Origin of the sequence: Agrobacterium cavarae, from assembly GCF_004310285.1 — a bacterium.
Taxonomy (GTDB): Bacteria; Pseudomonadota; Alphaproteobacteria; order Rhizobiales; family Rhizobiaceae; genus Agrobacterium; species Agrobacterium cavarae.
Map to the genome: position 1 here is coordinate 392,800 of NZ_SISF01000030.1, position 12,678 is coordinate 405,477.

Annotated in this window: 9 protein-coding genes; 6 read left to right on the forward strand and 3 right to left on the reverse strand. The window is 60.1% G+C overall.

What is annotated here, in order from left to right; genetic code table 11:
* Together EYC79_RS13355 and EYC79_RS13360 are read right to left on the reverse strand one after the other, a co-directional pair.
* A complete protein-coding gene (locus EYC79_RS13355) occupies nucleotides 1-1,608 on the reverse strand; it encodes an ABC transporter substrate-binding protein (RefSeq protein WP_111849790.1) in 1,608 nt (535 codons plus the stop codon).
* Nucleotides 1,609-1,823: 215 nt separating this feature from the next.
* Nucleotides 1,824-3,029 (reverse strand): AGE family epimerase/isomerase, encoded by a 1,206-nt coding sequence (locus tag EYC79_RS13360; protein ID WP_111849933.1) that lies wholly within the window; start codon nucleotides 3,027-3,029, stop codon nucleotides 1,824-1,826.
* Between the two features lie 269 nt (nucleotides 3,030-3,298).
* Here EYC79_RS13360 and bcsN point away from each other — a divergent pair, with 269 nt between their 5' ends.
* The gene (gene bcsN, locus EYC79_RS13365) at nucleotides 3,299-4,279 is read left to right on the forward strand and encodes a cellulose biosynthesis protein BcsN (protein ID WP_245495277.1); all 981 of its coding nucleotides are present in this window, start codon (nucleotides 3,299-3,301) and stop codon (nucleotides 4,277-4,279) included.
* Between the two features lie 109 nt (nucleotides 4,280-4,388).
* Nucleotides 4,389-6,581 (forward strand): UDP-forming cellulose synthase catalytic subunit, encoded by a 2,193-nt coding sequence (bcsA, locus tag EYC79_RS13370; RefSeq protein WP_130978298.1) that lies wholly within the window; start codon nucleotides 4,389-4,391, stop codon nucleotides 6,579-6,581.
* Nucleotides 6,582-6,609: 28 nt separating this feature from the next.
* Here bcsA and EYC79_RS23820 read toward each other — a convergent pair whose 3' ends face one another.
* The gene (locus tag EYC79_RS23820; RefSeq protein WP_245495278.1) at nucleotides 6,610-6,747 is read right to left on the reverse strand and encodes a hypothetical protein; all 138 of its coding nucleotides are present in this window, start codon (nucleotides 6,745-6,747) and stop codon (nucleotides 6,610-6,612) included.
* Here EYC79_RS23820 and EYC79_RS13375 point away from each other — a divergent pair.
* The 4 genes from EYC79_RS13375 to EYC79_RS13390 all read left to right on the forward strand — a co-directional run.
* Complete coding sequence (locus EYC79_RS13375; protein ID WP_245495279.1) at nucleotides 6,746-9,097, forward strand: cellulose biosynthesis cyclic di-GMP-binding regulatory protein BcsB; 2,352 nt, start codon at nucleotides 6,746-6,748, stop codon at nucleotides 9,095-9,097. The two genes, EYC79_RS23820 and EYC79_RS13375, sit on opposite strands and share 2 nt — an antisense overlap.
* A complete protein-coding gene (locus EYC79_RS13380; RefSeq protein ID WP_130978300.1) occupies nucleotides 9,097-10,143 on the forward strand; it encodes a family 8 glycosyl hydrolase in 1,047 nt (348 codons plus the stop codon). Before EYC79_RS13375 ends, EYC79_RS13380 begins: the two co-directional genes overlap by 1 nt.
* On the forward strand, nucleotides 10,140-12,404 hold the full coding sequence (locus EYC79_RS13385) for a tetratricopeptide repeat protein (protein ID WP_130978301.1): 2,265 nt from the start codon (nucleotides 10,140-10,142) through the stop codon (nucleotides 12,402-12,404). Before EYC79_RS13380 ends, EYC79_RS13385 begins: the two co-directional genes overlap by 4 nt.
* Nucleotides 12,405-12,554: 150 nt before the next feature.
* A partial coding sequence (locus tag EYC79_RS13390) for an Rrf2 family transcriptional regulator (protein WP_205654390.1) occupies nucleotides 12,555-12,678 on the forward strand: 124 nt, incomplete at its 3' end.

The following is a 12,678-nucleotide window of genomic DNA, read 5'->3' on the forward strand; positions in this document are numbered from 1 at the left end:
TCACTCCTCGATGGCGGTGTCCGCCCAGTTTGAAACCGCCCATCTTGGATTGCTGGCGACGTTCTTCACCGTGTCGCGGGCCACGGTGATGAAGCCCCACTCGGCCACGTTGATGATCGGCAGGTCCTCTTTGACCTTCTGCTGGAAGGTCTTGTAGAGTTCGGTACGCTGCTTTTCGTCCACCGTTTGCGCCGCCTTGTCGATGATGGCGTCCAGTTCCTTGTTCTCGTAACCGCCCTGGTTGGAGAAGGGCACGCCGGCGGGTGTTCCCGATTTCACCAGGATGGTGGTGGAAATGGCGGGATCGCCGCGGAAGACGGTGGGTGCTACGGCGAGATCGAAGGCGTGATCCGTATAGACCGCCTTCTGATGCGCGGCCGCATCGTTGTTCACCAGCTGCGCATCGATGCCGATGGCAGACAGTGCTTGGCGCAGATAGGCGCCGAACTGCTTGGTTTCGTTGAAATATGGTGCAGGCAACAGTTTGAGCGAGAAGCGGTTGCCATCGGCACCGCGCGGATAGCCGGCCTCATCGAGAAGAGCATTGGCTTTGTCGACGTTGAAGTCGTAGATTTTTACGTCAGGCGTATAGAACTGCGGCGCGTTCTTCGGCACGGGACCGGTGGAATTGGTGGCGTAGCCCAGGAACACCGTATCAACGACGAGTTTCTTGTCGATCGCGTGCGCAATGGCCTGCCGAACCTTGAGATCGGCAAGCTCCTTGCGGCGGTGGTTGATCTCCACCACGAGCTGGTAGGTCAGTGCCTCATAGCCATCGGCGATGACCTTGATACCGGGTTCCTTGGAAATGCGGGCAAGATCCGTCAGCGGCACAGCGGAGAAGGCCGCGAGCTGGATCTCGCCGGCTTCCAGCGCGGTTGCGGCACCTGCTCGGTCCGGAAGCACGCGATAGATGATCTCGTCCAGTTTCGGCTGACCCTTGCCCCAGTATTTTTCGTTGCGCGTCAGCCGGTAATATTCGCCGGGTTTGTACTCGGCAAAAACAAAAGGCCCGGTGCCTACCGGCTTGGTGTTCAATGGGTTGGTGGCAATATCGGTGCCGTCATACAGGTGTTTCGGCAGCACACTGCTCACCACCGGAAGCGCGTTGCGGATCAACTGGAACGGCGTCGGCTTGGAGAAGCGGAAGATGGCCGTGTGCTCATCCGGCGTATCGACACTCTCCAGATTGGCAAAGACCAGACGCCCGAGGTTCTGAAGCGGCTTCCAGACGGAGAGGGCCGAGAAGGCCACATCGGCCGAGGTGAAGGGCTTGCCGTCGTGCCAGGTCACGCCCTCGCGCAGTCTGAAGGTCGCGCTCAAACCGTCCTGCGATCCTTCCCAGGACGTCGCAAGACGTGGTTCCAGACCGTTCCTGCCGCTGAACGATGCTTCCGCCAAGGGCTCCACGATCTTGCTGGAGATGTAGAACACGCCGTTGGAGGCAACGATCGCCGGATTGAGGTTCTTAGGCTCCGAATCTGCCGCCACGACCAGTCGTTCGCCGCTGCGCGCCGCCCAGGCCAGATCGGTCCGCATCAGCGTGGTGGAGGCTGCGAGCAAGGCTGCAGTCTTGAGAAGTGAGCGGCGCGAAAGGGGGGACGGCATGAAGGACTCCGGGTTCGGATTGTGGGCGGCGTCATGGTGCCATTTAGGACCATGACGGCTTCAGTGTCCATGGGAAGTCATTGCATTGACAGCAATGTTTTCACGCCGCCTCGAATGCGCGAGGCAAATCTTTTCACCACCATCCAAGAGGTCGCGAAAATCGTTCGCGGCATCAAAGAGGCATGGGGTGGTCGATGGCCGAAGGGGCCGACGCCTTATCGCGGTCCCGCTGTCTTGGTTGTCAGTGCTTTCAGCACGCTGTCGGCTTCGTAAATCGCGCAGACGATATGATAGAAGGTGCTGGCCGGTGCCGGTTCGTCGATCATAGGTGCATCGGCGGGCCACTTGTCGAACCAGAGACCTTTAACCGGCGTGTCGAGGAAGGGCTGGATCGCCATCACCGCCCGCGAGGCGGAGGTGATATAGCGATGCCGCTCTTCGCCTTCGGTGGCACTGGCCAGGCGAGCGGCGGCCTTCAGCCATTCGGTTTGCGGCCAGAAACGAGCCAGGCGATCATGCATGCTGAAATCGTCGAGAAGGCTCATCACCGCGACTTTGCGGCGTGGGCAGATGCCATGGTTCTCCCCGATGTCGAACATCCGCTTTGCCTTTTGAATGGCATCGAAGCTGTTACGCAAAAGCCCCCATCTGACCAGAAGCCAGGCCCATTCGAACTGATGGCCAGGCTCCATGATGCGGCCTTTTTCGCCGGGTGCTGGAGTCCAATCCTTGTCGAAGAATTCGCGCAGACCGCCATTCTCCTGATCGATGAAACGCGTCATCGCGAGATTTGCGATCTCATCGGCGACAGTGGTCCAGGGGCCGGTTGGATCGACTGTCTCCCAGGCCAGCATGGCCTCGAAAAGATGCATATGCGGGTTGGAGCAGAGTGGATAGCGAGACGGACTGTCTTCCTCGAAGCCCTGTTCGGAGTGGGCATAACGCTCTTTGAGGAGCGAGAGGATGCCGAGCGCGCGCTCGCGCATCTCGTGCTTCCTCTCCGGCAACGCCATCGCCGTCTGGGCCGCAGCAAAGAGGGCGAAAGCCTGATTGTAAAGATCGAAGGATGGATCGATCAGCTTTCCGGATGCATCGGCAAGATTGCCGTAGAGTCCGCTTTCAAGAAGATAGACTTTGTCGAACCAGTCGAGACCGTGATTGATGGCGCGCTGCCAGTCACCGGTCCATCCGTTTTCGCCGGCTGCCGCGTAGCAGTAGGCCTGGCGGGGCTGCACGCGGGCGCGACGATTATCGCCAAGAACCGGCTTTCCGTCCTGATCGACCCTTTCATGAAAGCCGCCGTCGGGTTTTGCCGCTCCGGCCTCCCACCACAGCGGCAAAGCAGCCTCCTCCAGCCATCGACGCAATGCGGTGATTTCGTCCGTCAGTTGTGTTGTGGCGCTCAAGGTCTGCTCTTCCATACTGTTTCTCTTTCCGTATTTTGATTCCCTCGCGCCGTCCGTCAAGTCGTCATAGCGGCCGTCGCCCAAGTAGAGAACCATCCGCCCAATCTTGGTCAGACGATAAAGTTCCCGTGAGCGGATCGAGGATCGCGCCGCGACTTGCGGCATCACTCTATGCCATCGACAATTCGGATTGCTAATTCATGGCGCTCACGTATTTCGTAACTATGATTGTGCCACATGTGATTCGCGATGTTCGATCCCCGTCAAAGGGGCGTGGTGGTGTGATGAACACCGCCACTGCGACAGCATTGGCATGTGGCATGGCGCTGACGCTTTCAGGTTGCAATACGCCGGCCGGCGTGCAGCAATCCGGTGGGCCGAAGATGTTGGCGCCGGAAGAAGCACTGATCTTTCCGCCGCCCGGCGGCCCGGAAGTCCTCACCGTTATCAACCGCAATTATGCCAATGCCGTTCAGCAGGACGTGATCCTGCGCTCGGATGCGGCGACCCCTGGTCAGAACTATTTGAAGGTGCAGCTTTTCGGGCCGCAAAAGGCAGAGGATACCGGACGGGGTGGGCTGTCGGAGAGCAGTCTGCGTGTTTCTTCGATCTCGCGGGAGATCAGGAGCGCATTTCCCGGTGTGGCGATGGCGACGTCTGCCGAATATTTGCAGAACAATTACGGCACGTTTTCTTATGCGTCAGGCAGAGGTTATGGCAACGATGCCTGCATTTACGGATGGCAGCAGATCAGGTCGCCGGAAAGCGCCCGCCAGAGCTTCAAGAATCTCGGTCGCATCAATGTGACGCTGCGGCTCTGCCAGTCGGGTGTCACGACGCGCGATCTCCTGGCCGTGATGTACAACTACACGATTACCGGCAATTATCTGTCCACCAACTGGAACCCTTACGGAACCGCACAGGACCCAGACAAGGGCCTTGGACGGGCCGGCAATCCTATCTATCCCGTATCGGGCGCCGTGCTCATGCAGCCTGGAACGCAGACGCCCATCTCGGCTCCGGTTCGTTCGCAGCCACGACCTGCGGTGACGGCCTCGCCCACCGCAGCGCCGGTCGTTGTGCAGCCACAGCCCACCGCATCCTCCAGGCCGGCTGTCCTCATCCCGTCCCCGGCAGCGCCAAGGGCGGCTGGCAGCAGACCGGCAGACGTGCCCCCGCCAGCGCGGCGTATCGAAACGAAACAGGTCGCCATTCCTTCGCCCGCCTGCGTTGCCGGTCAGGCGAACGGACAAACCTGCAATTAACTGTTTCAGGTGTAACTGATCCACTTGGTCTCTTCGTCGCAGTCAGGGGCCAGTGGCATGAGGCCAGGAAGCGGTCCGCTTCTTATCGACTTGATGTAAAGGTTTGCTGATGAGCAAGGTCATCGCTTTCACCCTCTGGCTGTTCGTGTCAGCCTGTGTCTTGCTGATAATCACATTGCCCGTCAGCTTACAGACGCATCTCATCGCGACGGCGATTTCGCTGGCCTTGCTTGCCACCATCAAGTCTCTGAACGGCAAAGGCGCCTGGCGGCTCATCGGTCTTGGCTTCGGTACGGCGATCGTTCTGCGCTACGTGTATTGGCGCACGACCAGCACCTTGCCGCCCGTCAACCAACTCGAGAACTTCATTCCGGGCTTCCTGCTCTATCTCGCCGAAATGTACAGCGTGGTGATGCTGGCGCTCAGCCTTGTCATCGTCTCTATGCCGTTGCCGTCGCGAAAGGGCCGTCCCGGTTCGCCAGGCTATGTCCCGACTGTCGATGTGTTCGTGCCGACCTACAATGAGGATGCGGAACTTCTCGCCAACACGCTGGCGGCCGCGAAGAACATGGATTATCCGGCGGACAGGTTCACCGTCTGGCTGCTGGACGATGGCGGCACGGTGCAGAAACGCAATGCGCCGAACGGGCTGGAAGCGCAGGCCGCGACCCGGCGGCACGCGGAATTGCAAAAGCTCTGCGCCGATCTCGGCGTCAACTATCTGACGCGTGAGCGAAACGTCCATGCCAAGGCTGGCAATCTGAACAATGGTCTGGATCATTCGACGGGCGAACTGGTCACCGTTTTCGATGCCGACCATGCGCCCGCGCGCGATTTTCTTCTCGAAACGGTTGGCTATTTCGAGGAAGATCCAAGGCTCTTTCTCGTCCAGACGCCGCATTTCTTCGTCAATCCGGACCCAATCGAGCGCAATCTGCGCACCTTCGAAACCATGCCGAGCGAGAATGAAATGTTCTACGGCATCATCCAGCGCGGCTTGGATAAATGGAACGGTGCCTTCTTCTGCGGATCGGCAGCGGTTCTGCGGCGCGAGGCGCTCAAAGAAACCGATGGCTTCAGCGGCGTCAGCATTACCGAGGATTGCGAGACGGCACTTGCGCTTCATTCGCGCGGCTGGAACAGCCTTTATGTCGATAAGCCCCTGATTGCCGGTCTGCAGCCGGCGACCTTCACCAGCTTCATCGGCCAGCGAAGCCGCTGGGCGCAAGGCATGATGCAGATCCTGATCTTCCGCCAGCCGCTTTTCCGCCGAGGGCTCTCCTTCCCCCAGCGGCTCTGCTACATGTCTTCGACATTGTTCTGGCTCTTCCCGTTCCCGCGCACCATCTTCCTCTTTGCGCCGCTCTTCTATCTCTTCTTCGACCTGCAGATCTTCGTTGCATCCGGCGGTGAGTTCCTTGCCTATACGGCCGCCTACATGCTGGTAAACCTGATGATACAGAACTTCCTCTATGGAAGTTTCCGCTGGCCGTGGATTTCCGAGCTTTATGAGTATGTGCAGACGGTGCATCTCTTGCCTGCCGTGGTCTCGGTGCTGTTCAACCCCAGCAAGCCGACCTTCAAGGTGACGGCGAAGGACGAGTCCATCAGCGAAGCCCGCCTGTCGGAAATCAGCCGACCGTTCTTCGTCATCTTCTTCGTGCTGGTCATCGCCATGATCTTTGCGATCTATCGCATCTATGCCGAGCCCTATAAAGCGGACGTCACACTTGTCGTTGGTGGCTGGAACCTGCTCAACATCATCTTTGCCGGCTGTGCTCTCGGCGTCGTGTCCGAACGCGGAGAGAAATCCGCGTCGCGGCGCATCACCGTCAAGCGCCGATGCGAATTGCAGTTGCAGGAAGACGGCCCCTGGTTGCCGGCAACGGTTCAGAACGTGTCCGTCCACGGCATGCTGATCAACATTTTCGAAAAGGATCTGGATGTCGTCGAGAAGGGCCGCCCCGCGATTATTCGCGTAGACCCGTATAGCCCTGGGGCGCCCTCGTCGATGACGATCGATATCGTCCGGACCGTCAAGCAGCAGGGCTTTACCTCGGTCGGCTGTACCTTTGCGCCAAAGGAAAATATCGAACACCGCCTGATAGCGGATCTGATCTTCGCCAATTCAGAGCAATGGACCGAATTTCAGCGCGCACGCAGGGGTAATCCCGGCCTGATCCGGGGCACGATCACCTTCATGGGCATCGCGCTTTTTCAGACACAACGCGGCCTGTTTTATTTCATGCGTTCTTTCCGAACGAGAGCGCGACAGAAGGCTGCGGCAGGAGTGGCCAAGTGATGAAAAAGCCGCTCCTCCTCATAAGCTTTTACGCCATGTTGTCGGCAAGCGCATTTGGGCAAAGCGCACCGTTTGACATGTCTCCAGAGCGCCCGGCAAACCCGCCTGCGGCAAGGCCGGTTCCGGTGCAGCCCGCGACAAAGCCAGTGCCACAGGCGCCGTCCATGCCGCAAATCCCGGCTGCGCCGCCCAGTGTATCGCCGCCTGCAATGGTGCCTCCTGCACAGCAGCCGGCACCGGCACGGCCTTCGCCCGTTCCCGTCGCTCCTGCGCCATCTCCACCATCTTATCCCCAAGGCGCGCCATCACAACCGCAGACCCAGGCTCAGCCGACGCAGGCACCGCCGCTACCCGTCCAGACATCCGTCGATCCGCGCCGCCGTTACATATTGCCGTTCAGCGAACTCAGCCTGTCGGGTGAGATCGATCAGCGGCAATGGACGATCTACCTGACAGAGCAGCAGGCGCAGGCAGCGCAGGCCGTCACGATCGCGTATCAAAACGCCGTGGTGGTTGCGCCGGAAAGCTCGAGCCTGGAGATCGCGATCAACAATGTGCCGCTGGAGAAAAAGAGCATCGCATCTCCCGATGCGGAGGGGAGTGTCTCGATTCCCATCCCGCCAGGCACGCTTCAGGCGGGCGCCAATGTCGTGACACTTGGCGTCAAGCAGCGTCACAGAACCGACTGCACGGTCGAATCCACCTATGATCTGTGGACCGATATCAATCCTGCCGGCACCTTCATCACGCTCAACGCCGATGTTGCCAACCGTTTCGAGACGATCGAGGACATCCAGGCGATCGGCGCTGGCAGCGAAGGCCTCACCTCCATCGATATCGTGGCTCCCGGCCTGGCGAACCCGGTGATGGCGGAGTCGTTGCTGAAGCTGTCGCAGGCGCTGGCGCTGCGCACGCAGATGCCCAATCAGCAAATCGCCTTCCACACGACGGTGCCGAAGGAGCGTAAGGCGGGCTCGCTGGTCGTGCTGGCCGGCACATCGCGCGAGATCGCCGCCGTTGCAAGTTCGGTTCCGCCGGAAGTCCTGGCTGGCCCTTATGCCGGTTTTGAGAGCAACATCGTCAGCAATCTTTCAGCGTTGATCGTCGGAGGCCCGACACCTCAAGCGCTACAAACGGCGATCGACAGTCTCGTTGCCTCGGCCGAGCGTCCGGCCGGATCGGTGCGTTCGTTTCTGTCTACACGCAACTGGCACACACCCGATGCGCCACTGGTTGTCGGAAACCGCCGCCTGGTGCTCTCGTCGCTTGGCGTCAAAAGTGCGGAATTTTCAGGACGGCGCTTCCGCACCGATTTCACCATCGGCATTCCGGCTGATTTCTACGCTGCCGCCTATGGTGAAGCGACGCTGCTTCTGGACGCGGCCTATGCCAGCGACGTGCTTCCTGGCAGCCATATCGATGTCTATGTGAACGGCAATATTGCCTCCACCGTGCCGATTTCGAACCGCGGCGGTGGCATCTTCCGACACCTGCCGATCAAGGTCACGTTGCGACATTTCGTGCCGGGCGCCAACACGGTTGCCATTGAGGCCGTCATACAGACGCAGGCGGATTCGGATTGCTTGCCGGGAACGACGGCAAGCGGGGCACCGCGTTTTGCGCTATTCGACACGTCCGAATTCCACATGCCCAATTTCGCAAGAATTGGTCGCGCCCCGGATTTGGCCGCCAATCGTGGTGTGATACAGCCCTATCACGCCTCGCAGCAGCCCGTTGCGGTCTATATGGAGCGGATCGATCCGGACGTCATGTCGTCAGCGGCGACGCTTCTCGGCCGTATGTCACTTGCCGCCGGTCAGCCACTTGCAATCGATCTCGTCAGTTCCATTGCCGCCGTGGGAGACAGAGACGCCGTCTTCATCGGCACGCTGGCCCAGATACCGCCAGCACTGGCTGCCCAATTCAACATTGCTCTTGCCAGCCAGACGAGCTGGGGTGAGGGAGGACGCGCAACGCCACCCGTCGAGCAGACCGATCAGTTGTTTGAAAACTGGCGCGAGCGCGTGGATGGCGGTGTCTGGCAAGGGCAGATATCCTCCTTCGAGGAGTGGATCAGGCGCAACTTCGATATCAGCAGGGAGACCCTCAGGTTTCTTCCAGGCGCGGAACAAGTCTACACACCGCCAGGAAATGTCAGCTTCATGCTGGCGCAGGGGTTGAGCCCCGGTGGCGAGGGTGTGTGGACGCTTGCCACGGCACCGGCCATCGACACTTTGAGGTCCGGCGTCAAATCGATGACGGAATTGAAGCGATGGAGCGGGCTCTCTGGACGTATCGCCACCTTTGATCCTGCCGCCGACAAGGTTGAGACGATCGTTGCCCAACAGCAGACTTTCTTCGACACCGGGCCGGCGACGTTCTCCAACTGGCGGCTGATTGCAGCCAACTGGCTGTCCAGCAACACGCTTTCCTACGCGCTGGTGTTCATCGGCTTTTTGTCAGTGCTCGGATGGGTTACCTTCATCCTGCTGAGGCTGTTGGGACGCAAGCCGTGATGACATTTGCCAGATCACTGACAAGAATGGTGTTGTTGCTGGGGGTGCTGATGATCCCGCTGAGCGTCAAGGCAGCCTCCATCAACGCGGCGGACTGGCAGAGCTATCGAGCCGCCTTTCTCGACGCGTCCGGGCGTATCATCGATACAGGCAATAACGGGATCAGCCACAGCGAAGGCCAGGGTTACGGCATGTGGCTCGCCGTTCTTGCCGACGACCAGGCGAATTTCGAGCTGATCTGGTCCTTCACCAAGACCGAACTTCTGGTGCGAGACGATGGTCTTGCTGCCTGGAAATGGGATCCGCAATCGACGCCCCATGTCTCGGACATCAACAATGCCACGGATGGCGATATTCTGATCGCGCAGGCGCTGGCGCTCGCTGCCCGACAATGGGGACGCCAGGACCTTGCAGACGCCGGTCGCGCGATCGCCAAGGCGGTGCTCGACAAGGCGGTGGTGGAACGCGGCGGTCGAACCCTGCTTCTCCCAGCCGCCTCCGGCTTTGCCGATAACGACCGGCCGGATGGGCCTGTCGTCAATCCATCCTACTATATTTTTGAAGCCTTTCCGCTTCTCAACGAGCTTTCGCCGTCACCTCTATGGGGCAAGCTTGTGGCCGATGGTCTCGTCGCGATCAACGGCTTTGCCTTCGGCCCGCGAAAGCTACCGGCGGACTGGGTATCCGTGCGCACCAAGCCGCGTCCGGCCGATGGCTTTGCGCAGGAGTTCGGCTACAACTCCGTTCGCATTCCGCTCTATCTGGTCAGAGGGGCGGCAGGCTCTCCCGATCTCTACACCAGGATGGCAGCTGGCATGTCGCTCGAGGACGGCAATATCGCGACCTTCGATCTGAAGTCCGGTGCAGCCAAGGATGTGCTTTCGGATGCGGGTTATCGCATCATGGCCGCACTTCTGGCCTGCAAAGCCAGCAAAAAACCCATTCCACAGGAACTGAGAACCTACGCGTCAACACTTTATTATCCATCTACGTTGCATCTCTTGGCTTTGTCTTTCGTAGCGCAGGCGAATCAGGAGTGCCTATGAACAAGAAGCCACTGTTGCTGTCCGCTGCCGTCCTGGCACTGTGCGCCGCTGGCATCTTCCAGTCGCGCGATGCGCTTCTCGGCCACGTCAGCGCCGTTCATTCCGCCCCGATGCAGGCAGTCGGAACGCATGCGTTCGCTGCGGGCATGAACAATGCCGACGTCCAGAAGGGTGACAGCCCGCTTTCTCTCGGCACCAGAGAGCCGCAATCGCGCGCTGCCCCCTCGACCAATCTTTCGCAGGCACCGAGAACACCGCAGCAGACGCCTCAAAACACAACTCCGGCCCCTCCGGCTGGCACGGGCGATGCCGCACCGGTCGTCGATGAAAGCGCTCTTCGTTACTTCGCCACACGCGGCGACACGGTGCGTCTTCAGGCTGAGATCGCACGGCTGAAAGCGCTTTATCCAAATTGGACACCGCCTGCTGATCCTACCGCTGCCGCACCCACCGGTGATCCACAGTTGGACGGGATCTGGCAACTTTATGCCACCGGTCGCTATTCGGAGGCGCGCAAGGCCATTGCCGATCGTCAGGCTGCGGAAGCCGGATGGCAGCCGCCCGCGAATCTGACCGAGATGCTGGATCTTGCCGAAGCGCGCCAGCGTCTGGTGAACGCCTCTGATCTGAAACAGTATAATGCTGTGCTCGGCGTCGCGGCCGAAAACCCGGGCCTGCTGACCTGCAGCGAAGTCGATGTTCTCTGGCGCGTGGCGGAAGCCTTCGCGCGGACGGAGAAGCCTGCGCGTGCACGCGATGCCTATGGCTACGTGCTGACCAATTGCCAGAATCCGGCGGAACGTCTGGCAACCGTGCAAAAGGCCTCGACGCTTCTGCCGATCGAGATCATGGAAGACCTCCTCTCGCGGGAAAAACCCGGACCGGATGGCCAACTAGAGTTCGAGCCCGTCAAGGACGATCTCGCGCGTCAATTCGTTGCAAAGGCGGGTGAAGACCCCAAGGTCACAGTACCGCCTGCCTATCTCTCCCGCATGGAACGGCTGGCGGAAACCAACAAGCTCGCAAGCGATGCGCTCCTGCTTGGGTGGTACAATGTCGGGCGTGAGAAGATGGACGACGCGGAAAAGTGGTTCCGCCGCGCAAGGGATGTGGAGGATTCTGCCTCCGCCTCGGAAGGCTTAGCGCTTGCGCTGGTTGCGCGTGGAGAACCCCGCGAAGCCGAAGACATCATGTTCAAGTGGCGTAATTCCTCCGATGGTGCGCGCGCGACCTATCTCGCTGCAGCCGCCAACCTCCTGGCACTTGATCCGCCTGTCGCGCTGGAGCCCGATATTCTTCAGCGCATTGCAACAGAGACCGTAGCGCAGAAGGATGCCGCGACAGCACAGGAATTTGGCTGGTATTCTCGCGCCTTCCAGCAGCCGCAGATGGCGCAGCAATGGTTCTCCACCGCATTGCAGTGGAAGCCGGAGGATGAGCCATCCGCCTATGGTCTGGCTCTCACCTACCAGGAGCTCAACAATCTGGCGGAGGTTCGTCGGCTCCAGAGCCAATGGGGTAACCAGTCGCAGCGTATCTTGGAGATCGGCCGACCGACCGCTCAGGCGGGCGTGATCGCTGCCGCGCCCGCAGTCACGACACCTGCGCCCGTACAGCCTCAATCTCGCGCAATGACCACCGCACCGCGCATGGTCTCGCCGCAAGCGACCGCCGTCGCTTACGAGCCTTCACCGCCGCGCCAAGCGGGCGCCGTTCGGGGTGCGCGCCAGTCCGGCCGTTGCTCTGTGAGCCTTAATCCGGAAGCGCTTTCTGCGCAGAGTGCACTCCAGCAAGGCTGGTGTCTGATGGAGGCTAACCGGCCTGCCGAGGCGGTGAAAGCCTTCTCCGCAGCGCTCAAGAACGGCGATTCGACAGTTCGCAGCGATGCGGCCTATGGCCAGAGCCTTGCTTATCTTCGCATGGGTCTGACGGACAATGCGGCCGTTTCCGCAACAAAATCTTCGATGGATCGCCAGAAGGCAACCGAGCTTCAAGTGGCAATCCTCACCGACCGCGCGCTGGCGGCCTATGAGAGCAAGCACTACGAAGAGGCGCTGATCCTTCTTGATCAGCGGGCGAGATATGCCACCGAGCGTATCGATCTCATGGTCATCCGCGGCTACGCTTATCTCAACATGAAGCGTTACGGCGAAGCCGTACAGGTCTTCGAGGCTTCTGCCGCAACCGGCAATGCGGATGCGATCCGGGGCCTCGCCACGGCGCAAAATGCCCGGCCGAGCCGCGGCCCGCAGGGCGGCTAGCCGTTTGGCTCGAATAGACCATTTCCGAGTTACCGGGGCCGATCTATTCGATAATTTTCATGGAATTCATTGAAAGTTCAGGTGCCGAGCAGTATGTCGGGTCAAGCTACTGCTTGATGAAACGCGACCTGCTGGATGTGAAAGACGCCGATGCTGACGAAAAAGGGTAAATACGGTCTCAAAGCCATGATCGACCTCGCGAGCCTCGATAAGGGGCAGACCGCGTTCGTCAGCGACATTGCCGCGCGCAACAATATCCCGAAGAAGTTTCTCG